We start from the raw sequence: 25437 nt of genomic DNA, 5'->3' as shown, positions 1-25437 counted from the left end.
ATGAGGAGGCGAAAGCCTCCTCCTCTCTTTTTATTCTTCAAGGATAATCAATGCAAAAAATAGTTCCCTGTTTATGGTTTGATAAAAATGCAGAAGAGGCCGTAAATTTTTACCTGCAGATTTTTCGTGGTTCCAAGATTGTGCAAGTAAGCCATTATGGTGAGGTGGGGCAGGAACAGCATGGAATGCCTGCCGGAACTGTTATGACGATAGAGTTTGAACTCAATGGGCAACGCTTTACAGCACTCAATGGCGGCCCGATATTTAAATTCAATGAAGCCGTTTCCTTGCAAATCTATTGTAAAACGCAAGAAGAAATTGATTATTATTGGCAGCATTTGGGAGAGGATGGCGATAAATCGGCCCAGCAGTGCGGCTGGTTAAAGGACAAGTTCGGGTTTTCCTGGCAAATCGTTCCAGAAATCCTCAACGAATGGATGCAGGATAAAGACAGAGCCAAAGCAAATCGCGTAATGCAGGCGCTTTTACAAATGAAAAAGCTGGATTTGAATGCTTTGGAGAAGGCTTGGAAAGGCTGAATTTATAGCCCGATTTCGGGAAGTTTTACTTGGTATGATTGGGCTCATGCGTGGGCCCCGCGGTCAAAGCCGCGGGGATTCGTTATGGGATGGTTCACACTATTCCGAATCCCGCGGTTCAACTCCCGAATCTCCAGTACCCACCCGCCACTCCCCGCGCTACTAGCTCGCAACTCTCCGCGCTACTAACTCGCAAATCCTCGCGCTACTAACTCGCGAATCCCCGCGCTACTAACTCGCGAATCCCCGGGCATCGACCGCGGGGCCTATGCTCGGCATTACAAAGGCCGATCCTCCGCCACAATTATGTACTATCATTACTCCATATGGATTTATATAATCAATAGGGAGTTATGATGAATACAAAGAAGAAGATCTCCGTCAGTTTGCCCAATATCTGATAAAGAATTCAAAGCCCAGCCTGGATGTAATCGCTTTTGCAAGATCCAAGAAAATTTCATTCAAGACATTTATTGAATTTTATCTGGACGAAAAAATCAAGGCAAGCCATCAAAAGCCTGATGTCGTTGCCGAAGAGTTTTTAGATGATTGGAAAAAAGGGCTTAGAAAACTCTATGGAAGCGATCTGATAAATAAAAATAATCTTGTCCTGGAAACAGTAGTCAAGAAATTTGCCTCTAATTATGATAACAATAATTCCCCTGCTTCCCCATCCCCCTAATAGGCAGGCGATGAAACACAGCCTATAAACCTGTTATACTCTTGCAGATTAGAGTAAAGTTAGGCTTATGAATAATAAAAATAATTTCAGCTGCTGGCTGTGTGGAAGCCGCTTGCTTTTTCTGAAAAGGCAGGGTGTTTCACCCGAATCTCTTGCGAGCAGTGATTTCGCCGTCACTGATGCGCATTACGGTACTAGCCTGAGTATTTACCAATGCAAGAACTGTGATTTTTTATTCTGCCCAGAAGCACAGAAGATAAATGATTATTATTCCTCAATGGAGGATAAGGCTTATGAAGAATCGCAAGCGCCACGGCAAATTCAGGCGAGAAAACTGCTGGAGGTCATTCGCCAGTATAAAAAAAAGGGTAGCTTTCTGGATATCGGTGCGGGAATTGGTATATTAGTGGGAGAGGCCTTGAAATATGGTTATGAGGCCAGCGGCATTGAGTTAAGCCAGTGGTTTGTGGAAAGGGCAAAGGCGAACAATCTGCCTATATTTTTAGGTAGCTTTCCCAATGCTTCAACTGATCAGCAATACGATGTCATCACGTTGATCGATGTACTCGAACATGTGCAAAACCCCTTGCAATTAATGGCCGATATTTCTGCGTATTTGAGCAAGGATGGAATTACAGTGATAGTAACGCCTGATGTTTCTTCAATCGCTGCAAAATTATTGAATAAAAAATGGTGGCACTACCGCATAGCCCATATTAGTTATTTTAACCGAAGGACCTTGCTTTTGGCCGCTGAAAACAGCAATCTGGAAATCATCCAATGGGAAAGGCCCTCCTGGTATTTTTCAATGGATTATCTGTTAGACAGATTAAATAATTACTTGCCTTTCGCGGCTCGACTTGCCCGACTTACATGGTTTAAACAGCGGATAATTCCATTAAATCTCCGTGATTCCTGGATGATTATTGCGAGGAGGAAAAAATAAATATGCACAGCTATTTATCCATCGCTCGTATTGATAATTGGCCTAAAAATCTGCTTATGTTCGCCGGTATTGCGCTTGCTGCTATTTTTAGCCATTTTTCTATCCCTTTCTCCTGGTTGCAGTGCATGCTTGTGTTCTTTGCTCTTTGCTTTGCATCATCTGCCAATTATGTATTGAACGAATACCTTGACCGGAAAACGGATAAATACCATCCGGTTAAAAAAAACCGTGCTTTGGCCAAAGCGAAAACCAACAAAACGCTGATTATTATTGAATACCTATTGTTATTATCTCTGGCTTTAGGATTAAGCAGTTTTTCCCACCTGAATGTTTTAATTGTTTTAAGTGTTTATCTCTTAATGGCCTGGTTCTATAACATCCCGCCTGTACGTTTAAAGGATCTAGCCTATATTGATGTTTTATTGGAGTCCGTCAATTACCCCCTGCGGGTAATCATCGGCTGGCTTTGCGTCTTGCCTCATTCCCTGCCTCCCTCATCGCTTATTCTGACTACCTGGGCCATTGGTGCGTTTACCATGAGCATGAAACGCGTGGCGGAGTATCGTATTTTTCAAAGCAGGGAAGAGGCAGTGGCTTATCGAAAATCCTATGCCTTCTATACTACCAATACGCTGATCTTATCAGCCTTTATCTATGGCTTATTAACGATATTTGGTATTACGATTCTGATGCTGAAATACAAGGCAGAGCTAATCATTTTGATGCCGTTTCTTATTGGATGGATGGGTTGGTATTTTCTAATGGGGTTGGAGCATAATTTTGATATTATTTATCCTGAGAAATTAATATTTAACAAGATTTTTATCGGTTTATTAATTTTGTTAATTCTGATGTGCCTGATTTTATTAAATACGAATATCCCTTCATTTCTTATTCTGGTCAAGCCTGTGCATTATTCCGGATGAAACCTGGCAGGGTTTATCTGTACAAACTCATTGCCCTTTAATACATAAATATGGCGATGAGGATAATAACGTATAATCCTGTCATTTTCTTTGCCTCGATCCTGGGCAATAATTACAGGATTTGTATCGAACCATGGCTGCATGAAAATTGTGGCCAATTGATCATCCTCATCGCCAAGCAAAACCACTGCCGGTTTGAGCGTTTTATTAGTGATATTCTCCAGCAATTGCTTATTGCTCTGTCGGTAATTAGTCCCGTAAAGTTTGTAACGCTCAGGTATCACTATGAGTAAGGTATTCACTGTCAACAATCCGAGGGAAAACGCAATAATTCCCCGCCATTCATTAAGCGATAAGCGCGAATTAAAGCGTTTGCGAAACAAGGCTGGTATTCTGCTCAGGCAGATTGCGCTGAGAACAATAATGATACTGGCTATCTCATATAAATAGCGAGGGCCAAAAATATCATAGGTGTATTCAGATAGAATCAGACTGAAATAGACAGAAAAGAAACTCGCTGCCAACAATCGGCACCATGGCTTCTCAATTTGCAGAAAAAATAACAGGAACGCCAATAAAAGGGAGGACATGGGCCAGCCAAAAAGCTGAGTGTGCAGCAGTTTCATGTATTCGACAATACGGGTAATTTGCTTTTGCCAGTTGGTAATACTGTCATTGGATAATAAATCCTCCCCTGGAATAACCTGATTACCAAAATATTTCTGATAACCAGTCAAAAAAGCGGAGCCGGTTGTTTGCTCATTGTAATAAAGAAAGAAGAGAAGAAAAGCGAGTACTGTAGCGCCCAGAAAAGCCATCGATTTAAACCGTTTTCTGAATTGCGAGAATAAGATCCAAATGCTGTAGATCAAAAAAGGTAAAACAAAAAATAATGCGGACTGCGGGCGGGTAACTAAATAATAGCCGAGGGAAAAACCAGCTATCAGCGCATTGCCTGTATCGCATTTTTTTACTGTCCTGATATAAAATAAGGCAAAGAGAGTGGCTGCCAGAAGAGCGGTTGAACGATTATCGAATTCGGAGGAGAGAAAAAAAATAAAAGGCGACAATATAAAAAGAAAAATCGTTATTCTGGCTGCAAAACCGCCTGCGATTTCCTTTGCCAGATAATAGCTGGTGATGAGGGTCAGTGCCCCAAGCAATGGGTTTATTATTGCCGGCTGATTCAATAGCTGCCCAATTGCCAGCAAGAACATGTGGCCAGGCGGGTAAAAGGTATAGAATCGCCCATCATTAATAAACCACGGTGTATTGAAGAACTCTCGCAGTGGATGACTGGCTAATGTCCAGTGTCCACTTAAAAATATTTTCGAGCCGGCATATTGCGCCATAGAATCCATTTCGACCGGCAGATGATTGAATAGCTTGCCAGATAGGTAATAGCAAAGCATAAAAAAGAACAGGGCGCTAATCCCAAGAAACTGATACTCCGGAATTCTGCCCAGCCTGCTAAAGGCGGATCCGACGGTAGCAAATATGTTTCTGGGGAAATTAAACAGACAGAGCGCATAAAGAATTAAACCGCCCAATAGTAAAATAAAAATATTAACAAGTAAGGCAAGTTTTATGGCATCTATCTTTCCCAAAGTACTGAGAAATAAGCCCAGGGCAATCAAGGAGGGGAATAGTGAGCGCTTGGTTTGATTCACATGCGAATTCAATTAACGGAAATAAGTATTTCACTAAGAGCTTAGCCTTTAGTCAACTGGATAGAGAAAAAATAAAATCCTGGTGTACTAGGATTCCGGGTTTGGATAAAAAACCCTATAAGGGCGGGTATGTTTATTAACTATTGCAAATTTTGTCAGTTGATGCGGCCTCACTTCTTCCTTATGAAAAATGTCAAGCACTTCGATATGTCTGATGATTTCAGCATCACCGACAAGCGAGCGATGGCAGCGCCAGGGCACTGCTTCAGCACACATAATTGCAACCTGGTGATCAGCATCAATAATGGCGTTCAGCTCTTTCAAGCCCTCAAAAAATGGCTTGGTCTGCATATAATCTGCAAAGCCGCGAAAGCTGGCGTTATGCCAACCTGTATTGATAGATTCAGCGAATGTTTTGCGTAAACCGCCTAATTTATCAAGATGGGTATACTTAATTTTTTCCTTGCTCAATGATTTGCCAAGACTGTCTTTATTAAACCAGGGGACATGACGAGACCGAGGCACGGTACGAATATCCACCAGATGCCTGATTCGATAATGTTGGAGAATTTCGATAAATTCCTCCAGGGGATGGGTTGAATGACCTATTGTATATAGTTTCTTCATAATAATAAGTCTAGATAGCGTTTACAGCCAAAAGCAAGTGTTGCTTTCATGTACTATAGTTGTTTAGGTGCAGTAAACAAAAAGGAAAATAATGGAGGGAACTATTATGAATAAATTAATTTTTGCACTGGCGGGATTGGTTTCGCTCATGTTGTCCGGTTGTGGTACGCAGAATGCTTTTAATGAAACAGGAAGTGCCGTAATGGGAACGGGAGCGAGAGTTGTTTCTACGACTGGTACGGTAGTCCAAAAGTCAGGTACTGTTGTGGTCAAGGGAACACGTACTCTGGTAGGTGGAGTAGCTACGGCAACTGACCGCGTAATTTTCCAGAAAAAAGGCGTGGTGTATAGAGATGGTCATGCCTATCATATTAAAAATGGCCATTATGTAGCTGCTGATTGATCCTTGAATGATGCCATTCCTGCTTAGGCTAGGGGATGGCATCGCTGATTTTGATTGCATTGAGTGCCTGATAAAGGTAATAATCTTCGCTTTCATTCAGCTTTTCAAGGTAGAAAGATGAAACATTATGTATTAACGGGATTTATAGCTGCAGCTTTTTCTTTTTCCAATGCGGTGCATGCCGATTTCAATTTTTATTCTCATAACACTGACGCTTGTCAGCACGTAGCTGGACAATGGGCTGGATCAGGAAAGGCCACGAATTGGTTCATTGGCGAATGTAAATATCATGGCTCAGGCACAATCCAAACCGCTGATGCGGGCGAGCATTTCAGTATTGAAGTGACAGCTGACAAAGATTCTGGCAGTTTTTTCTGCCCTAAACATACAGTGAACCGGTTTACAGGAACCTGTGTTAATGGAATCGCTGTATTTGATACCGAATACGGTAGTATGAACGGCAATTTTTCAGAAAATTCTGGCGATGCCCAAGGCACATTAACGGTTGGTCCCGGAATGACCGCGGAAGTGAGTCTGGAATTTCATCGGGTTTCTTAAGTAAACGTCATTGCGAGACCGAGTGAGCCTCGATTCAATCTATCTGTCCAACTTAAGGGAAACATGAGAGAACGCCAACCTGCTATTTATATAATGGCTAATAAACGTAATGGAACACTTTATACAGGAGTAACTAGTGATCTCCTAAAAAGAGTTTATGAGCATCGGTATGCTGAGCTTAATGGATTTACGAAAAAATATAATTGCAAGATTCTAGTTTATTTTGAATTAACAGATAGCATGATAAGTGCTATTTCTCGGGAAAAACAATTGAAAAGTGGTTCAAGAAAAAAGAAATTATTGTTGATTGAGAGGTTTAATCCTTCTTGGTCAGATTTATACGAGACATTAATTTAACCCGTCATTGCGAGCCTTGGCGAAGCAATCCAGAGCGGAGCTTGAATGCGGCACAGATCTGGATTGCTTCACGTTGTTCGCAAAGACGGGAAGCGAATGAGTATTATGCCCTTGCCCCCCGTCATTGCGAGCCTTGGCGAAGCAATCCAGATCGGAGCTTGAATGAGTCACAGATCTGGATTGCTTCACGTTGTTCGCAAAGACGGGAAGCGGATGGGTATTATGCCCTTGCCCCCCGTCATTGCGAGCCTTGGCGAAGCAATCCAGATCGGAGCTTGAATGAGTCACAGATCTGGATTGCTTCACGTTGTTCGCAAAGACGGGAAGCGAATGAGTATTATGCCCTTGCCCCCCGTCATTGCGAGCCTTGGCGAAGCAATCCAGAGCGGAGCTTGAATGAGGCACAGATCTGGATTGCTTCACGTTGTTCGCAAAGACGGGAAGCGGATGGGTATTATGCCCTTGCCCCCCGTCATTGCGAGCCTTGGCGAAGCAATCCAGATCGGAGCTTGAATGAGGCACAGATCTGGATTGCTTCACGTTGTTCGCAAAGACGGGAAGCGGATGGGTATTATGCCCTTGCCCCGTCATTGCGAGCCTTGGCGAAGCAATCCAGAGCGGAGCTTGAATGAGGCACAGATCTGGATTGCTTCACGTTGTTCGCAAAGACGGGAAGCGGATGGGTATTATGCCCTTGCCCCGTCATTGCGAGCCTTGGCGAAGCAATCCAGAGCGGAGCCTGAATGCGACACAGATCTGGATTGCTTCACGTTGTTCGCAAAGACGGGAAGCGGATGGGTATTATGCCCTTGCCCCCCGTCATTGCGAGCCTTGCGAAGCAATCCAGATCGGAGCTTGAATGCGACACAGATCTGGATTGCTTCACGTTGTTCGCAAAGACGGGAAGCGGATGGGTATTATGCCCTTGCCCCCCGTCATTGCGAGCCTTGGCGAAGTAATCCAGAGCGGAGCTTGAATGAGGCACAGATCTGGATTGCTTCACGTTGTTCGCAAAGACGGGAAGCGAATGAGTATTATGCCCTTGCCCCCCGTCATTGCGAGCCTTGGCGAAGTAATCCAGAGCGGAGCTTGAATGAGGCACAGATCTGGATTGCTTCACGTTGTTCGTAAAGACGGGAAGCGAATGAGTATTATGCCCTTGCCCCCCGTCATTGCGAGCCTTGGCGAAGTAATCCAGAGCGGAGCTTGAATGAGTCAAGATCTGGATTGCTTCACGTTGTTCGCAAAGACGGGAAGCGGATGGGTATTATGCCCTTGCCCCGTCATTGCGAGCCTTGGCGAAGCAATCCAGAGCGGAGCCTGAATGCGACACAGATCTGGATTGCTTCACGTTGTTCGCAAAGACGGGAAGCGGATGGGTATTATGCCCTTGCCCCCCGTCATTGCGAGCCTTGCGAAGCAATCCAGATCGGAGCCTGAATGCGACACAGATCTGGATTGCTTCACGTTGTTCGCAAAGACGGGAAGCGGATGGGTATTATGCCCTTGCCCCCCGTCATTGCGAGCCTTGCGAAGCAATCCAGATCGGAGCTTGAATGCGACACAGATCTGGATTGCTTCACGTTGTTCGCAAAGACGGGAAGCGAAGGGGTATTAGGCCATTCCCTCGTCATTGCTTCACTTTATCCGCAAAGACGGATCCTACGAAGCATCTACCACGATTTGCTGTGCCGTAAATAAAGTATTGATAATATCCGCCTGGGTGGTTGCAGGGCCTACCAAATCCCCATTGATAACAATTTCCTGATCGGTTTTTGCTGTAACATCCACTGGAGTGGCTTCAGTTCCGTCAAAATGGCCCTGGGTGCTGATTGATAAGGTTGTGGTATCGGACTGGGCGTCATAAGCAAAATGCAGGTAATGGGTTAGATTTGATTCGTTTTCACCCTGAAGCAATTGCGATAAATCCAGTTTATCTTCCTGGGGGTTAAAATCAGTAATGATATCGCGCTCCGGGCTTCCTTCTACACCATGATCATTCGCCTGCCAGAGGAAAATGTCATGGCCCGCGCCGCCAGTTAACGTGTCATTCCCCTTGCCGCCAATCAGGATGTCATTACCATCTCCGGCAATCAGCAGGTCGTTTCCTCCTTTGCCATCCAGCATGTCATCGCCGAATACCCCCCTTAGAACGTCTTCCAGTTCAGAACCTACCAGATGGGTATTGCTATGATCATTCTGCGTATTTTCAAGATCATGAAGCGCAGAATTAACTACCGTCAGCTCAATAGTCTGGGGAGCAGATTCCAGCGGATTATTATCACCAACATCTGAAATAGCAGTGACGGTAATACTATGTTCGCCCTCGCTTGCATTTTGAAGGTGAAGTTGCTGCAAATGGCTGGCGGAAATTTCCCAGGAGCCTTGAGCCAACATCAGACCAAGGGGATTACCGTTCTCATCAACTGGAACAGCGTCGCCCAAACCATCCAGACGTACTCTCAATTCATTAGCCGCCGGGTTTACAACCTCTGCCTGGATATTTAAAGGGATAAGTATGGCAAGCGCTGCAACAACCGAATGGTACAGAATATTCATCTCTGGATTATCAGCGCGTGCTGCAACAACAATATCCACGATGTCAGTGTCAGTTAAGGAAGGTCCGCCTGTATTGCCCAGGTCATTGCTGGTCATCGTCAGGGCATCAGGGCCAAAATAATTCGACAGGCCTTGATATTGCACACCTAATGCCAGCAAATTATTAATATCATCGACTGTTCCGGTTAATACCAGATGATTAGTCAACTCGCCCGAAACCGTTACGCCTGCTACGCTGCCGGATAAACTTAACAAGCCATGATCGACTGCCAGTGTTACGGTAACCGGATTGGCGCCCGCATCAACATCAGTGACTCTGAGGCTGTTAATAGTAAGGATTTCATCTTCGCCAGCTTGCAAGGGAACCAGTGGGGTGATATTCACCGGTGCGTCATTGACGGGTTCGATATGAATAGGGACATTGGAAACCGCCGAAAGGGCAGGGCCTCCAGAATTGCCATTGTCATTCGTGTTAATTACCAGGGTATCTTGTCCGTTGTAGTTTAAATTGCTTTGGTAATGAAGGTTACCATTCAAAGCCTGGTTAATCGCATCGATTTGCCCGGTTAGAGTAACTTCATTACTCATATTGCCAGTGACTAGGATGCCGCTTAAAGAGCCGGTAAGTGATAATACCCCATGCGCGACCGAAAGCGTAACCGTCATATTACCATTGGCCTCCCGCGCGTCGATATCGCTAATCTGAATATTATTGAGAACAATGCCCTGATCTTCCGATGCAATAAAAGAGGCAGGATGAATATTAATCGGCGCATCATTGACCGCAGTAATATCAACAGCGACGCTCACTTCGCGGACAGGGCCTGGGGCAGCCTGATTATCGACTGTTTGAGCCTGTATGCTTAATTCGGCATTTCCATTAAAATCGCCAGGTAAGAATACAATGCTGCCCAGATTAGAGGAATTGACTTTGAAAACCCAGGTCCATTCGCCGGTTGAACTGTCATACAGTTTGTTTTCCAATGTGCCATTGACGCCAGCCGGGAGTTGAATTTCAGCGCCTTCAGGAACGCCCTTAACAGTAATCAGTAATGATTCCGCTGCATTTTCCTGCACGTTGCTGGCAGACCCATTATAGCTGTCTACATTATCTCTAGCCTGGAAATTAAGATTAATGTTAATTTGTCCATTTTCCATTCCGCTGGCAGTACTGTCCGCTCCGGCGCCAATGATATCTACCGGATCGCTGACTGGATTAATATCAAGATGTATAGTCTGGCCGCCACCTGAACCGGGTAGGGCTGCGAGCGCTTCTTTTGTGAAGGCGATAACCTGCAAATCCAGGCTGCCGCTAAAGTTTTCCGGGGCAATCACCTTAATGCTGGATAAATCGAAGCTGGCAGCGTTAACTGTGATTTTCCAGTCGCCATTACCCATGTTTTGCGCAGAACTAATCAGAAAATCATCAGGAACACCACGTATCACCAATGAGACAATCTTCTCTGAGCCATCACTGTCTACAGTACTGACTGTCATGCCTGATAAAGGAATTCCTCCTGCAACATCTTCATTGCCGCTAAAATTGAACTGACCGCCAAAATGAACCGGATCATTGACTGGCAACACCTCAAAATTTAATATTTTGGTATAGCTTGCACTGTCAATGACAGCTAGCCCCTGGCTATCCAGCGCCTGGTCAACGAGGCTAACAACCGCTGTGACACTCACATTGCCGCTGAAATCATTGAGCGGCTTGAATTGCAGATGGTTTAAATCGTTGACTGATACGGTCACATAGCCATTGGCGTCGACTGCCAGGGGCGCACCATTACTGTCAACAAAAACGCCCTTGGCGGGATCGACTTTGAGCCGTACACTATCAATTTGTTCGCTGTTATCCACATCAGCGGATGCGACATTCAAGCGTAAAATGACTAGCCCATCTTCATAAGCTGCATTAGGAAGATTGACATCGGAACCGTCGGATACCGGTTGTTTGTCGCTGTTCAAACCCTCTGTTTGTACAACCTGAAGACTGACCGCCGGCGTATGGTTCGGGTCGTTAATGGCAGGGTTTGCAGGTACATCGACTACTGGGGCGACATCGACTGGTGCCGAAACGTAACTGCCGCCCGTGTTGGAATCACCGCTGGCCATATTGGCTGCTGCCCAATTTAAGGCAAAGGGCAGGCTGCCTGAGTAGTCCACTGGTGTTTGCAGAATGACCTCCCCTACACTCAGGTTTCCAGAAGAATCTGCATTGACCTGAATGACATAGCGATCATTAACAAAATCATAAATAACCCCGCTGCCTGACAGTTCAAATCCGGAAGGGAGGGGGCCTTGTATCAACAGTGCATAAACATCATCACTCGTACCATTGCTCAGAGATAACATTGAGGAGAGCTGGCTGCTGATATTCTGCGGAATATCTTCTACTGTGTGAATAACAGCAGGAGTAATGGTAATAGTGCCTGCTTCTACAGGGGGATCGCCAGGGCCACCACCGCCGCCAGTAAAATTCAGTGTGATGGAAGTGGATCGAGTGGCTGGATTACTAATATCCTGTTCATTATTATCTCCCAAATCCCGGACTTGAGCGTGGAAAGTCACATTGATTGGGCCGTTATAGCCAAATTTGGAGCTGATCTGTAAATTATCCAGTGCAGAAGCAGGTACAATCCAATTGCCTACGCCATCATAAATCCCACCGATGACCACAAATTGATTGCCCAAACCGGTTATCACCACGACTTCTATGGTCTCCACACTGGAAGGATCCAAATCCTGGAAGGATAAATGCCCCTGTGAAGATGCATTAGTGGACAAATTAACCGTTGTACCGTTAAGGGCATTGATGCTGGTGAGAACGCCGCTATTATCGGGTGCGAGGATATTGAGCGCGGCATCCGGTTCAACAACCGCCTGCAGGTCAATATGCAGATTTCCCACAATATCTTTGCTTACAGTAGGGTTGCCATCAGCATCTTGCTGGCTGACCGAAGTGATTGCCCGTAGATTGATATCTGCATCCGAATCTTCTGCCGCACGTATTTGCAGGGATTGTCCCTGTAAAAGCCCATTTAACTGGCTGGAAGTTAATGTAACAGAGGTATCACCTATAGTAGTTATAGCCACGCCATTGATGAATAATTGTGCTCCCGAAGGAATGTTTTCGATACGAAGGCCAGAAATAAATTCCTGGCTGTCGCTGAATGCAGGCGGACGCCAGTTCACTGTCGTCATGCCGTCTTCAATACCTGCAGAATTTCTCGCATAATCGCCGGCATCAATCACCGGGGTTACATGGATGACAATTTGCTTGTCGATTGAAATATAATTACCATCATTTTCAGTGACCACAATATGTGCATTCAGCGTCATATCGGCAGTACTGTTTGGCGGCGGTATGACAATTAAATCACTTAGGGTAGTGAGGTTAATTTCATACTTAGGCTGGCCGTTAGCATCCAGGCCGACATAAGTCATGGTCACTGTATTTCCATTACTATCCAGTAATTGGGCGCCGGCTGGAAGATTGGAAATCACCATGGTGATTGTTTCTGATGTGTCGGTTGGCGCCAGGGCTTTTTCGCCGGAGAGCAGTTTAAAGTCGAGACGAGCCTGCCCGTCTTCTGCGATCGTTGTTTCAACGCCATTATTGATTGCTGACCAACCGGTATTCGTTACATCAAAGACGGGGACATCAGACACCCCTTTGAGATTAATGAGGATATCCTGGGCGCTGGTAATTTGCGTATCGGTTTCTACGCCGGTGCTCAAAGTGGCCTGGTCAATAACCACCGCCTGCACCTTAATCGAGAAATCGACATTGCTTTCAGGTACAGGATGCAGGCGCACGTCAGGGAAATCCGTATTATTAAACTGATAATAATTTTTACTGCTATCAACCGCATCTTTATAATATTGATATTGAATGGTATGGCTTTGTCCCTGATTATCGGTATAAGTAAGGGATAAATTATGTAAACCTGCACCCAGGCCTGCAACATTCAGCGTTGCACCATTGATTGAAAAATAAGCGCCGTCAGGAAGATTGGAAATCCGCAAAAATGTATTTTCAGACAAGTCAATGTTATCCGCAAGCTTACTCAGATTTATAAAGCTCCCCAGATTAATTGGCGCATCTTCGTTAGAAACGACATAGGGTTTATTGATATTTAACAGGATGTTATCGGCGACCGGCTTGACATCGATTGTCAACTCAATGGGTTGCGATTGAGCATATTGAAATCCACTCAGGAAATTAGCATTTTCCTTACTTACGGCAATTGCCTCCACTTTAACCATGCCGCTGTAATCATTTGCCGGATTGATCTGCAGGCTGCCGATATTGGCGGGACTGACTTTATAATAGCCATTAGCGTCTGGCGTCAGGCCTGTACCAATCAATACGGCATTGCCTGAAGTTATTTTTACCAGATAGTAATCAATGGACTCTGAGCCGTCTGTATCCTGCAAGGCGGCTTTAATTTGTAATGCAATATTGGCTGCATCCTCCTGTCCCACATAGTGCTGGTTAGTCTGTGCCATATCCCAGACCGGGACATCGGCAATTCCTTTGACATCAATGGTTAAACTGCCAGTAATTGCTGCTTTGGACAGGGTGTTGCCATTGACTTCATAATTTATGGTGGCTTTCACTGTGAAATTTAAATTGGCGGTATAACTTGAAAAATCGGCGCGCGGTACGAAGGTTACACCGTTTAAGGAATAGTGGATCTGGTCGGAGCTGTTGAAGGCTTGTGGAGGAATAACAAAATACGTCACACCGCCTTCAACGACAGTGCTTAAGAGAACCCCATTGTAATAAAAGTCACCATAACTGGTCGCCGGTACTTGAATGAGCACTTTGCCGATGCTCTCGCCATTATCAAAATCACCAATGTCAATGGCCATATTGATGGGGATTGCCCCTTGGGGATTGACCAGCACTTCATTACTGTCGCGGCCAACATCTTCCACGCCAGATGCGGCGGCTATTGCAATAGTCGCGGCTTTATCATTGATGGTCAAGGTAATATTGGCATTGTCAGTGTCGCCATCGAAATCGCGCACATCAAAGCGGACATTTTTTACCAGATTCACTCCATCATGATCAATGTTGGCGCTGCTGACAAAAAAGACACGTCCATCCGCAAAGACATGGAGCACACCGATGACCTGGCCATTGGCATCATTATGCAGCGTAATCTGGTTGTCGCCAGTCCCAGTAATTGTATATTGCGTATTACCATCCCAAACTGAAACAATTTTACCCGTATCTGCCCCTTCTCGAGCTGTGGGCAGCAGGTCTACTGTCGAGGTGGTAGCCCCTTCAGTAATCGCAGCAAAAGAGGTATTCACGGCATCCGGAAGATCGTCCTGCACCGTAACAGGTAATTTTGCCACTGCGCTGCTGTCGCCGTCTGCGTCCTTGGCAATGACAGAGAAAATAATATCCAGATTATTTTTACTGGAGACCGCTTCAACAGGATGATCAATCGCGCCTAATAATGTGAAGGTATAGGTTCCCGAGGCATTCATTTTGAGGGTGAATTTGCTAACACCATTGGCGGTACCACGATAAATATCATTCACTGCATCATAGGAAAGGACAATAGGAACACCCCCTGATTTCCACTGGCCGTCGACACCGGAGTTAAAAGCCTGGACATCAATGCTATAGCTGGCCACGGTGTCGCTGCCTGTTTGCACCGTTATAACACCGTTTGCTGTCTCACCAGTTGAGGCGGCGGTAGATCCCGCATGGTTGCCTGTACTGGAATTAATATCGCTTTCTTTAACCGTAATAGCGCCTATTGGATTAATAATTGGCAATACACCGTCGGTAATGGTTGTGATCAGGTTAACCGGCGCGGCCAGCTTGTCGCCATCGCTGTCGCTGATTTGCACCGGGGTGTTAATGCTGATTGTGTTGCCATTGATATGCACATAACCGGTATTATTGCCGGTTTGCAGATGATCCAGCGGTTTATATTGTGTAAACGTGGTCGATACATCGACATCTTTCCCATTACTGCTTTGCGTCGCATTCACGGTCAGGGTGAGTATTGTGTTACTACCAATCTTTCCTGTTATGGTATGGGTATTATTATCATAAGTGAAACTGATGGTCTGGCCGCCTGATTTCAATTCGCTGCCCAGTTCACTCAGGATAGAATTAATAACAGTGCTATCAATCTGGATAGATTGAGGCAGGAGGCGATCAATCCCTGCGGCGACAGTGAAGGATTTAACATCACTAACCGGATAGCCGTTTGCAATAGACAAACTGCCTTCAGTTACTGCCAAACTTACAGTCTGTCCGCCTTGCGGATTAGCGCCATCATTAATAGAGACATTCAGGACAGCGCTGTCTGAATCACCATCTTTATCCCTTGCCGTAACATTTAAGGGCAGATTGAGAATATTGTTAAGACCCTGATCGAGTGGGCCATTCAACGTGACTGAATAGCTGCCGTTGTCATTTAAACTAATTTCAGCCAGTAATTGCTGGTTGTGATCGAAAACTTTAATACTGTGATCGCTAATGGTTGTGGTGGTGCTGTAACCATTGCTGGTCAGATTAGCCAAAGCAGGTTGATTGATGTCAAAACGGATGCTGGCAATCGGATCACTGCCAATATTAATATCCATAACTCCAGAGCTGCTGCTTGATCCATCCTGCACAATGGTGACCGCATCATTGATAACCGGATTAACACCGTCAGTCACGGTGGCAGACAAATTAACGGGATTAACCAGTAAATCGCCATCGATATCGGCTATTTGAACCTGGTAATTAATCCTTATCTGATCATTAATCAATGTCACGACACCGCTATTATTAGAAGCCAGATGGGAGAGCGGTTGATACAGGGTGATAATTTGCGTTAATGATAAATCCTGGTTTGCTTGTAAGGTAGTGACCAGCTTAATTTCCAAAACCATTTCACCACTGCCAGAGCGGAGAACGATGCTGTCGTTATTAACTGTGGCGACGAGTGATTCTGTCTGTCCGCTGACTGTATTAAAAAATCGAAGATCCGCCTGCAACTCAGCTGCCAGTGCTGCAGGATTTTGGATGGCGAAAGTACCTAAATCGAAGGGATCTGAACCATTATTAAGGACAATCAGGCTAGGACTTATGGCCGTTACCGGATAAGTGAGCGGCGCCAGATCGCCTTCAACCAGGCTAGTGGATATAGCTTGTCCACCGCTTGAGGGATTTCCGTCGGTAATGGTAATGACTAATGAATTGCTGGCAAAATCGCCGTCACCATCAATGACGGTATAATTAAGAGGCAGCTGTTGTATAAAATCGTGATCCAGACCATCAACAGTTTGCAGGCTCCAACTGCCATCCTGATTAATCGTTAGCAAACCTTTATCGGTTGTCACTGAGTAACTGCTATGGCTGGCGTCATAGGTATAGGTCGTACCGTTCACTGTAAAGCTGTAAAGGCGTCCCCCCTCGACATTCAACTGATACGAAGAAGACAGGTTACCAAGGACTGTATCGCCTTCAATCACGCTGGCGGTAACAGGTTGGGGATTGGCTACTGAGTCAGTAATATGGACAGGCACAGTGACCGTTGCGCTATCGCCATCGGTATCAATGGCAATAATATTAACCGGAAGGGTAACAGTGTCCTGGCCAGCTTGAGTATGATCCACTGGTTTGTACAGTTCAAAATCAACTAAAGCCTGATTACCTTGATTGGTTAAAGTCGCATCAAAGACAGCTACTTTGATGTTATTCTCAATATAGTAGCCATGCAAAACGCCATTATTCATTTCAAGCAATACGGGGTGGCCATCCGAAAACAGACCACTGTTTTCACCATTGGTGTAATTAAAACTGAGTGTTTTAATCGAATCGGAGCCGATATCAATCAAAAAATGCGCTGAACTCGAAGTGGCGCTTGCTGTGACGGGTTCTACCAGACTGATATCGTCCACATGGATGAGTTGTGGCGGGGCGCCGTCCAGGACGCTGATTGTAACCTGCGCCGGATTAGCCAGAGAATCACCATCAGCATCTATAATTTGTACGCCAGCCTTAATGGTAATCTGATCGCCTGCCAAATGAACCAGACCTGTATTATTGGTCTGGTTGTGGTCAATTGGGCCGTTTAAAGTGATTTTCAAATGACCATCAACATTGTACTGGTTGCTGTTCTGATTAGCGCTTAACTCAATGACCACAATGGCTGAACCGTTAAGGGAGCCGATTATTCGATTATTCTGCAGAATAAAATCGAGCGCTTGGCCATCGACTTTAATTTCCTGGCTCAGTTCACTGAGTAAATCATTAATAGTCGCTGGATCAAAGCGAATGGTTTCGGGAAGCAGGCGATCGCCGCTGCTTTGCAAAACAAAATCAGCCACTGGACTGGTAACAGGGTAAGTACCGGGAACCAGGTCTCCTTCAATGAGTGTGGTTGATGCTTGAGTGGTATAAGATTGACTGGGCGCATCGTGAATGCTTAAGTGGATTTCTCCCAGATTACTCTGATCGCTGTCCTTGTCCGTCGCGCGTACTGTCAACAGCAGTTCAGAAACATCATTTATCTGATCAAAAGGGCCTTTCAGGGTAGCCGTGAAACTGCCATCGGTATTCAGAATAACATTTAATAATTCCTGCCCATTGCTTGGGCTTAGCGGATCATTAATTGTAATGCTGAGCACATTGTTATTGATTTGATAACTCGTCTGATAACCGCCGCTGGTTAGACCGCTTAACGAATTATGCATCGCATTACTGTCTTCAAAGACTAGCGTGGCTATTTTGTCACTGCCCAAATCCAGGAGAACTTGCCCCAGAACCACTTGCTGTATAGTGGCCTCAGTAAATGCAATGCTATCCTGACCGAGTGCCGGCGGATTAGCATCATTAATTTGAACGTGGAGATTAACTGGATTTTGTAAGGGATCGCCATCGCTGTCTTTGGCCTGTAACTGGAGATCAAAATCAATACTGCTGCCATTTTGCCTTATAATCCCGCTGCTATCGCCATTGTTCTGATGATCAAGCGGTTTATATTGAATGAGTTCGGCAGAAATCTGGATATTCTGGCCAATATTAACGGGGGTTAATTTGAGCTGAAGAACTACTTCATTGTTCGTGTCGACAGCTGTTAAAGTAATGACACCATTGACCACCGTGGAGGTTACATGCAGGGCCAGGCCGCCAGCAGTGATTTCCTGATTAAACTCCTGAATAAAGCTATTTATAAAATTATCGGCAAAACCAAGGCTTTCAGGCAGTAGTCGGTCAACACCAGCCTCAATACTAAACTGATGATTGGTGGTCACCGGATAAGCGCCTTGAATGGCGTCCAAATCCCCTTCGGTGGAAATCAGTTGTGAAGAATTGCCCCCTGCTGCATCAGGACCGTCAGTAATGCTAATACGGATATTTCCCTTGGCGATATCATTGTCCGCATCAATCGCTTTAATGGGAATAACCAGTGTTATTTTATTAGGCGGTTGATCCAGGGCTTGAAACAATTGGAACTGATAAGAGGGGGTTCGGGTTTGCTCCGCATTGGGAATAACTGCGGACAGGCTTAGTTTAAAAACTGTAATATCGGTTCCCCGCACAGCCGCTGTAATCGTATGGCTATCGCGGCTAAGGTTATAGATAAGTGCTTCGCCGTTTGAAGTGAGCTGGCTGGCTTGTAAAATTCGCAGGGCGTCGCTGCTGAACGTCAAATCTTTTGCCAGATCACTGCCGAAGTCAACCTGAATCGTTCCATTCATCACCTGATGTTCAATGGTGGTATCCACCAGGCCTGTTTGTTGTATGCTATGGATGAGGGGCGCATCGTCCTCAAAATGAATTTTGCTGCCAATTTCAATTGTCGCTGTGGACACATCGCCTGAGGTATCTTTTAAAGTCAGGCTGGCCTTAACCAGATTAGTCAAAGATAAGCTTTCATCAGTGGAATCAGGGTTATTATGATAAAGCCCATGGTATTGAACGACCGTTATTTTCCCGCTGCTTTCATCAATCCCGATAGCGAATACGACAGTATTGCCGCTTTTACCCAATACCCGATCATTTTCAAGCACCAGGGTAATTGGACTGCCATCGCTGGCGCGTAAAGCAGAGGGCGAATCACCGAGCTCCAGCGCATAGCGGGTTGTAATAGCGCTGGCTGGCTGATTAAATTGTGAACCACTGGAAGATAAAATATCTCCCTCGGCAATACTCAGTGGTTTCCCATAATTGAAGGGATCGCTAAGATTGCCCTGACTGGCATTACTGTCTCCATATTTTAAAGTAATTGATTCATCAAGGGTTAGTTCACCGTCATTTAAGGCAAGCATCGCCTCCGGCTTGGGATTGCGAAGCCCTAAAATATTATTTTGTTCAATAGCGAAGCGGGCATCATTTTCAGCAAACCGTGTATCATAACCTGCACCGACATGGCCTAAGCTAAACAAAGGTTTATCGGTGTAAAAACTGGCTCCGCCGCTCTGGAGGGGCGCTTCACCCGCAGCAGGAGCTTCTAACTGTTCTATCAGTTTAAAAATATCGGTATCGCCCAACTGCGTTTGCTTCAATAATTGTTCAAGCGGCGTTTCCGGTATCTTGTTAAGAAGGGGACTTATCCCGTTGAGCTGAAAAGTATAAGCCTGATCCGGCAACAGCGAAATCGCAGGCTGAAACAAAAGCTTGATCAGCGAATGACCCCCTCCCAGCAGTACGACGGTATCGCCTGCATGAATAAGGGAGCCTTGTTTAAGAATCTTGCATTGTCCGTTCTCATTTGTTCGAACCAGCAAACCCTGAAGTGCCTGTACTTCACCAGAAATTGCCTGTGCTGCCATGGATACCTTATGCTTCTGCTTTGTTTAGAATTTATTTTATAAATATATAGCAGAAACAAATTAAATTGCGTTGTAATTTGACAGTTTTGTCTTAATCTTAACAATTACCAATGAGCTAGTTGTATTTTGTCTGATATAAAAGGAGCATTGTGCTTCTATTTGACTAGAATTATTCATCCTCATATAATCGTTAAAAACATTAAGGATGATTTGTCGTGCGCTTTGTTTATTTATGGAATGATCCCGATCGAACCCTGTATGACATTTCAACTGTCCCCCAAAATTTGCTAGTTATACGCCCCAATGCCGCAACCACTTTATCAATTCTTGCTGAGAGATTGAAGCTGCTTCAAGTGCAATACCCAAAGCTTGAATTGAATTGGCTTGAATGTCCCCTGACTTGTGAGTTGGCTGTAAAGCCAGTTTATTTGCGCAGCAGTGATAAAATCAGCTGTCTTTATGATCACCATGAGTTAGCTCGCTGGTTTGACAAAGGCGTTAAGCCTGACCCGCTTGGCAAGGCGCAGGGTGTAACTGCAAATTCTTATGCCTTGGCAACTCCTAAAAAAATTCTTGAGTTTGTTATGGATAATATAAACTCGGCTGTAAAGGCTGCCATACGAGCAGAAAAAGAACAGACAGGCAACGCAGATATAGAAGAAGACATTGAATACGCCATCAATTTTTTTGTATATGATTTTACCCAGAATCCCCCGGCTAAAATCCCTGTGCAGCCAGGTAAAGAAGAGCTTCAGCGGCTTAAACGAACTGAAAAGTATCTCTCCTGGGAAGAGCCTTCTTTTATAGACTGGTTGTTTTGTGGGTTTTTTAAGGAAGAAAAGCCAAAAGATCTGCAAAGTGAGCGCTTGCTGGTTGAACGCGAACCAATGATACCTTAAGCGAGCGCAGCCGGATATTCCTTCAAAAACATCAAGTACCCCCCGGGGAGAACGTCCGAATTCCCTTGGCCCCAACCCTATAGCTATCTACACAAATGTTTTACCCGCTGCGAATCCCCGGGGCTTCGACCGCATTTCTGTAGATAGCTATGGGCCCCCACCGAGGGAACCACACAAACCCTATTCAGCCCTAAGATCTAAAAAAATAACGTACATGTGCCAGCAAACTTTGTAACAAACTATGCCTGTCAGTTCCTTCAACAGGAATCTGGGCATGACGCAGGTTTTCAATTGCTTTAACGCCTTTGACCACAACGGTACTCATTTTTTCCATCAGTTCCGGTCTTGCTGCAAATAATTTCCCGATTGTGTCATGGGTAATTTCTATAATTAAGCATTCTGTTTCCATAAAAAGAGAGCCGCGGCAGGCAGCGCCGGTCAGCATGGATATTTCCCCAAAATAATTACCTGCCTCATAGCTTTCAAAAAGTAAGGGTTTCTCCGTTTGACTGTTAATATAGAGAGAAGCCGACCCGCTATAAACAAGAAACAGGGAATCATTATGGCCGCCTTCAATCAGCAGCCGTTCTGGCGGCCCATATAGTCCATAATGACAATGTTCCACCAGGAATTGAATTTCCTCTCCATTCAAAGAATGAAATAAATCGATTTGCTGTAGAAACTGACTGATTTCATCAGCAGTCAATATTGGCTTTTCTGCTATAACTTGGCCAGTCAGTAAAATATTTTCACGCAGGCAGCGATACCAGAGTACAGAATAAATTTCATCTTTCAGAAAAAGAGGGTTAATTTCCGCTGTAGTATATTCCAGATGATAGGTGCTTGTTTCCTGGCCGCACTCCATAAGTGTTGCACAGGGTTCGGGTTCATTGTGGACTTTACAGGATTGCAAAGCTGTTTCGATTAAAATGCGTTTAAACCGATAGGGGGAAATGGCCTGGCTGATAGTGATTGTCAGTGATTGTCTGTTCACCGCATGAGGCTGGGACAGATTTTCGATGAATAATTGCGAGATTACCGAGTTGGGAATCGATAAAAGATTTCCTTCAACATTGAGCAAGTTCACAAAGCGCCAATTCACATCGATCACTTTCCCTGTCAGTGTCTGCATTTCCCCATAGACAATAATCCAGTCTCCCTCACTAAATTGTTTGGTTGTATTTAAACCAATGCCGGCAAAGACGTCGCTAAGGGTAGCTTGCGCAGAATAACCCAGAATAATAGCCATAACCCCCGAAGCGGTAAAAATACCAAAAACGGATTTTTCGAATACGAAATGAACAATAGCAGCAACGGTGATAATTAAAAAAAATAAAGAAACCAAATCTTTGAAAATCTTAGGAATCAATATGCCGGACTGCCGTAAAAGCCGTTTCCATATAAAAATATGAATGATTTGATTGGCAATAAAAAATAAGGAAAACCACCATAAACATTCCAGAACGATTTTGATAAACCGCTGTGCATCGTTACCGCTAACCAGCGCCGTAATATCTTTCTCAAAAGCATAGAGAACGCTGAAAAAAAGGAACACTCCAGCGGCAAATAAGACTTTATGGTGACTTATTTCCTTAACAAATTTTTTCAGAATAAAATTATAAAAGTTCACCGCCAATAGAAGGCTTAAGATTAATAAAATTGTTTTGGACAACTCATGAATGTTCATAGCATGAGCTTAAGAGGTTTGTATTCCAAGTGTAGCTCAACAATAGTAAGAAGGAAATTTTCCAAGGTCATTGATTTAATATAAATTCCACAGTCTAATTGAAATATTCATCCGGTCTGTAGGGTTATTATGCGCCTGATAAAATTTGAAAGCCTTTATAATGGAAGCGAGTGGATAGATGATCTTTATGTCTATCTTGATGAGCAGGGGAATATTCTCAAACTGTCTCCCATAGCCGATGAGTCAATGCAGGCAGAAGAAATAAAAGGCTGGGCGATTCCTGGTTTTGTCAATGCGCATTCGCACGCTTTTCAATACGCAATGGCCGGCGCTACCGAGTTTATATCCCGGCATGCGCAAACTGACGACTTCTGGACTTGGCGCGAAGCCATGTACCGCACTGCACTGGAAATGACTCCAGAACAAATGGAGCGTACAGCATTGATGCTTTATCGGGATTTAACCAGGCAGGGATACACCAGCGTTGTAGAGTTCCATTATCTTCACCATGACCAACAGGGGAAAGCCTATAACAATCTTGCGGAGATGGGGGAGCGTCTTGTTCATGCCGCACAGCAGGCGGGGATTGCAATTACATTGGTGCCTGTCCTCTATCAGCAATATGATCTGAAAAATGACTACAAACCAGAGCAGCGTCGTTTTATTTCCCATAGCTTGAATGATTACTGGAGGTTATATGAAGCAACAAAAAAAGCCTGCAGTTATTATTCGCGCGCCAAAATTGGAGCAGGAATTCATTCAATCCGGGCTGTTTCACCTGTGAATATTATTGAATTTTGTCAAACAATTGAAAAGTCTGTGCCCATTCACATGCATATTGCCGAGCAGATGGGGGAGGTGGAACAATGTAAGCAGGTATTAGGGTTAAGGCCTGTTGAATGGTTTTTAGATGCCGTTTCGGTTGATCGGCGCTTTAATCTTGTTCATGCCACCCATCTTCTGCCCCATGAAATCAAACAATTGGCTAAGAGCCATGCCAATGTGGTTTTGTGCCCTTCAACTGAGGGCAATTTGGGGGACGGCATTTTTCCATTAGTTGCCTACATGGAGAATCAGGGCAGTTTCTCTATTGGAACAGACAGTCACATCGGCGTATCCCCCTTTGAAGAACTACGCTGGCTGGACTATGGGCAACGTTTGCTAGGCCAAAAAAGAAATCTTCTGTGTTTGGGAAAGGTTGGAAATAGTGGGGAAATATTGTTCAATCAGGTTTCACAAGGCGGCAAATTAGCAATAGGATCATGGGCTGGCGATATGTTCAATATGGGCTCTCCTTTGGACTGTGTAATCATCAATAGCAAACACCCACGACTTGAGGCAGCTACAAAGGCGAACCGATTATCGAGCTTGATTTATTGCTGCGATCAGACGGCAGTTGCTGGTGTTTTAATGAATGGAAAATGGGTTTATTCAAAGGTTGAATAAAGTTGTAGAGCAGCTGCTGTGTAGCCCGGTTGCAAACAACCGGGAAATCGATTTATACGTTACCAAGCCATTTCAGACCAATATAAGGCCCGTTAAAGGCAACATTGGTTTCTTCAGGGATATCGGAAAGTGCATGCTGGGCATTGAAATAGTTAACCCACATGTAACCCGCATCAAGCGTCAGTACCCCGGTACCCAGTAAGTGGTTGTATTTGGCGCCTGTTTTCGCTTCCAGTTCAGGCACGGTGGTCCATTTGCTGGCAGAGGTATGCAGTCCAGTTGTTGGCGAATGATGATTAATATCGCTATCACCAACAAGCAATGCTGCTGCGCCATTCGCATAAATGGCAAAGGCATCATTGAAATTGTAGGTCATATCCATACCTACACGAGGCCCAAACCCTTTAAATTCTAAATTACTTCGATATGTTGTTGCATTGAGGCTGTAAAAATTTTTCACATCATGCTCAAGACGCAGATATTGAAAACCGCCATGGAAACGAATATCTTTATAATCACCGAAGTCAACATGCTGTCCAAATTCAAAGTTAACAGCATCCCATTCCGGCTTGGCTGAGCTGGTAAAAGGTATATCAATCAGGAAAGTCTGGCTAGACAGAAGAAAGGTTCTTGTTGTTCTTTCACTATAATGGTACCAGTTGACATTTAAGTCATTACCAGTATTGAAATGATAAGAGCCCTCGAGCTTGAATCCCCAATCCCATTCAGGTCTAAACTCATTTCGCAGCTGGCGATCGCCGGTGATGAGCGAACCAATGTAGATGGTGTTGGCGCTGTAAGATGGTTTTAAATATAAGGCTTGTATACCGATATCCCAAGCTGTAGAAGGGCAAGGAACCGTAACATTACCCGGCTGGCATATTGGTCCCATTGTACCGGCAAAACTTGAACTGCTTACTGACACTAGAACAGCTAAAGCAGTTTTTTTTAAATCTAACATGCATGTCTCCATATGACTTATTATTCAGGATTCATTCAACCTCGAAAAAATCCAGCTGCATGTTAGCATACATTTTTATAATCAATAAGTTTTACCAAAGGATAACAAACCAGTCCGGCATAGGCGCGAGAACTCATCTGCTGCTATTCACCTGCCTGACGGCATTCGTTTCGGGCATTTTCATTACAAAGGGCCACACAGTTTTTATCATCCGCACTTTCGCACTTGCTGATGCATTTTTGCAGGATATCCTGTACACAACGTCCCTGATCGGCATCCTGATCCTGTATCTGCACTTCAGGAATCCCATCTGCTGCATACACGGATGCAGCGAATAAAATCCCGATCCAAAAAATTGCTGTCCTCATTACAGA

17 protein-coding genes are annotated in these 25437 nt (G+C 44.7%); 11 read left to right on the top strand and 6 right to left on the bottom strand.

The genetic code is table 11. The features are described 5' to 3' along the window. Positions 1-50: 50 nt before the first annotated feature. The 3 genes from DYH42_RS09175 (at position 51) to DYH42_RS09165 (ending at position 3093) form a co-directional block, all read left to right on the top strand. The gene (locus DYH42_RS09175; protein WP_058522141.1) at positions 51-539 is read left to right on the top strand and encodes a VOC family protein; all 489 of its coding nucleotides are present in this window, start codon (positions 51-53) and stop codon (positions 537-539) included. 749 nt (positions 540-1288) lie between these two features. Next, positions 1289-2167, top strand: a complete 879-nt coding sequence (locus DYH42_RS09170; RefSeq protein WP_058522140.1) for a class I SAM-dependent methyltransferase — start codon at positions 1289-1291, stop codon at positions 2165-2167. Between the two features lie 2 nt (positions 2168-2169). Further along, entirely contained in the window at positions 2170-3093 is a 924-nt protein-coding gene (locus tag DYH42_RS09165) for a UbiA family prenyltransferase (protein ID WP_058522139.1), read from the top strand. Here DYH42_RS09165 and DYH42_RS09160 read toward each other — a convergent pair. Both DYH42_RS09160 and DYH42_RS09155 read right to left on the bottom strand, forming a co-directional pair. Further along, positions 3081-4763 carry a glycosyltransferase family 39 protein gene (locus tag DYH42_RS09160; RefSeq protein ID WP_058522138.1) on the bottom strand — a complete coding sequence of 561 codons (1683 nt, stop codon included), beginning with the start codon at positions 4761-4763 and terminating at the stop codon, positions 3081-3083. The two genes, DYH42_RS09165 and DYH42_RS09160, sit on opposite strands and share 13 nt — an antisense overlap. An 87-nt stretch (positions 4764-4850) precedes the next feature. Further along, positions 4851-5390, bottom strand: a complete 540-nt coding sequence (locus DYH42_RS09155; protein ID WP_058522137.1) for a DUF488 domain-containing protein — start codon at positions 5388-5390, stop codon at positions 4851-4853. 106 nt (positions 5391-5496) lie between these two features. On the opposite strand from DYH42_RS09155, the gene DYH42_RS09150 reads away from it, so the two are divergent. The 6 genes from DYH42_RS09150 to DYH42_RS16585 all read left to right on the top strand — a co-directional run bounded on the left by DYH42_RS09150 (position 5497) and on the right by DYH42_RS16585 (position 8148). After that, the gene (locus tag DYH42_RS09150; RefSeq protein WP_131793035.1) at positions 5497-5793 is read left to right on the top strand and encodes a hypothetical protein; all 297 of its coding nucleotides are present in this window, start codon (positions 5497-5499) and stop codon (positions 5791-5793) included. Between the two features lie 117 nt (positions 5794-5910). Further along, entirely contained in the window at positions 5911-6351 is a 441-nt protein-coding gene (locus tag DYH42_RS09145; RefSeq protein ID WP_058522135.1) for a hypothetical protein, read from the top strand. 63 nt (positions 6352-6414) lie between these two features. Then, on the top strand, positions 6415-6708 hold the full coding sequence (locus DYH42_RS09140; RefSeq protein ID WP_058522134.1) for a GIY-YIG nuclease family protein: 294 nt from the start codon (positions 6415-6417) through the stop codon (positions 6706-6708). Further along, positions 6678-7340, top strand: coding sequence for a hypothetical protein (locus DYH42_RS09135; protein WP_147287636.1), 663 nt, complete (start codon positions 6678-6680; stop codon positions 7338-7340). Before DYH42_RS09140 ends, DYH42_RS09135 begins: the two co-directional genes overlap by 31 nt. Next, entirely contained in the window at positions 7333-7839 is a 507-nt protein-coding gene (locus DYH42_RS16455) for a hypothetical protein (protein ID WP_172464991.1), read from the top strand. Before DYH42_RS09135 ends, DYH42_RS16455 begins: the two co-directional genes overlap by 8 nt. Positions 7840-7914: 75 nt before the next feature. Beyond that, positions 7915-8148 (top strand): hypothetical protein, encoded by a 234-nt coding sequence (locus DYH42_RS16585; protein ID WP_172464990.1) that lies wholly within the window; start codon positions 7915-7917, stop codon positions 8146-8148. A 222-nt stretch (positions 8149-8370) separates the two neighbouring features. On the opposite strand, the gene DYH42_RS09120 is transcribed toward DYH42_RS16585, so the two are convergent. Continuing rightward, positions 8371-20070, bottom strand: a complete 11700-nt coding sequence (locus DYH42_RS09120) for a T1SS-143 repeat domain-containing protein (protein ID WP_058525031.1) — start codon at positions 20068-20070, stop codon at positions 8371-8373. Positions 20071-20285: 215 nt separating this feature from the next. On the opposite strand from DYH42_RS09120, the gene DYH42_RS09115 reads away from it, so the two are divergent. Next, positions 20286-20969, top strand: coding sequence for a hypothetical protein (locus DYH42_RS09115; RefSeq protein WP_058525030.1), 684 nt, complete (start codon positions 20286-20288; stop codon positions 20967-20969). Between the two features lie 190 nt (positions 20970-21159). On the opposite strand, the gene DYH42_RS09110 is transcribed toward DYH42_RS09115, so the two are convergent. Further along, positions 21160-22656, bottom strand: a complete 1497-nt coding sequence (locus DYH42_RS09110; protein WP_058525029.1) for a mechanosensitive ion channel family protein — start codon at positions 22654-22656, stop codon at positions 21160-21162. 129 nt (positions 22657-22785) lie between these two features. On the opposite strand from DYH42_RS09110, the gene hutF reads away from it, so the two are divergent. After that, entirely contained in the window at positions 22786-24102 is a 1317-nt protein-coding gene (gene hutF, locus DYH42_RS09105) for a formimidoylglutamate deiminase (RefSeq protein ID WP_058525028.1), read from the top strand. 52 nt (positions 24103-24154) lie between these two features. Here hutF and DYH42_RS09100 read toward each other — a convergent pair whose 3' ends face one another. Together DYH42_RS09100 and DYH42_RS09095 are read right to left on the bottom strand one after the other, a co-directional pair. Then, positions 24155-25063 carry an Lpg1974 family pore-forming outer membrane protein gene (locus DYH42_RS09100; RefSeq protein ID WP_058525027.1) on the bottom strand — a complete coding sequence of 303 codons (909 nt, stop codon included), beginning with the start codon at positions 25061-25063 and terminating at the stop codon, positions 24155-24157. A gap of 143 nt (positions 25064-25206) precedes the next feature. Continuing rightward, the gene (locus tag DYH42_RS09095) at positions 25207-25431 is read right to left on the bottom strand and encodes a hypothetical protein (RefSeq protein ID WP_058525026.1); all 225 of its coding nucleotides are present in this window, start codon (positions 25429-25431) and stop codon (positions 25207-25209) included. Positions 25432-25437 lie beyond the last annotated feature (6 nt).

The organism is Legionella birminghamensis (assembly GCF_900452515.1).
Classification (GTDB): Bacteria; Pseudomonadota; Gammaproteobacteria; order Legionellales; family Legionellaceae; genus Legionella_C; species Legionella_C birminghamensis.
Note: the sequence above shows the minus strand (reverse complement) of the source record. Positions and strands in the feature narration are given on the sequence as shown.

Coding starts and splice junctions, on each gene's coding strand:
- DYH42_RS09175 (WP_058522141.1), top strand. CDS start 51: ATGCAAAAAATAGTTCCCTGTTTATGGTTTGATAAAAATGCAGAAGAG.
- DYH42_RS09170 (WP_058522140.1), top strand. CDS start 1,289: ATGAATAATAAAAATAATTTCAGCTGCTGGCTGTGTGGAAGCCGCTTG.
- DYH42_RS09165 (WP_058522139.1), top strand. CDS start 2,170: ATGCACAGCTATTTATCCATCGCTCGTATTGATAATTGGCCTAAAAAT.
- DYH42_RS09155 (WP_058522137.1), bottom strand. CDS start 5,390: ATGAAGAAACTATATACAATAGGTCATTCAACCCATCCCCTGGAGGAA.
- DYH42_RS09150 (WP_131793035.1), top strand. CDS start 5,497: ATGAATAAATTAATTTTTGCACTGGCGGGATTGGTTTCGCTCATGTTG.
- DYH42_RS09145 (WP_058522135.1), top strand. CDS start 5,911: ATGAAACATTATGTATTAACGGGATTTATAGCTGCAGCTTTTTCTTTT.
- DYH42_RS09140 (WP_058522134.1), top strand. CDS start 6,415: ATGAGAGAACGCCAACCTGCTATTTATATAATGGCTAATAAACGTAAT.
- DYH42_RS09120 (WP_058525031.1), bottom strand. CDS start 20,070: ATGGCAGCACAGGCAATTTCTGGTGAAGTACAGGCACTTCAGGGTTTG.
- DYH42_RS09110 (WP_058525029.1), bottom strand. CDS start 22,656: ATGAACATTCATGAGTTGTCCAAAACAATTTTATTAATCTTAAGCCTT.
- hutF (WP_058525028.1), top strand. CDS start 22,786: ATGCGCCTGATAAAATTTGAAAGCCTTTATAATGGAAGCGAGTGGATA.
- DYH42_RS09100 (WP_058525027.1), bottom strand. CDS start 25,063: ATGTTAGATTTAAAAAAAACTGCTTTAGCTGTTCTAGTGTCAGTAAGC.
- DYH42_RS09095 (WP_058525026.1), bottom strand. CDS start 25,431: ATGAGGACAGCAATTTTTTGGATCGGGATTTTATTCGCTGCATCCGTG.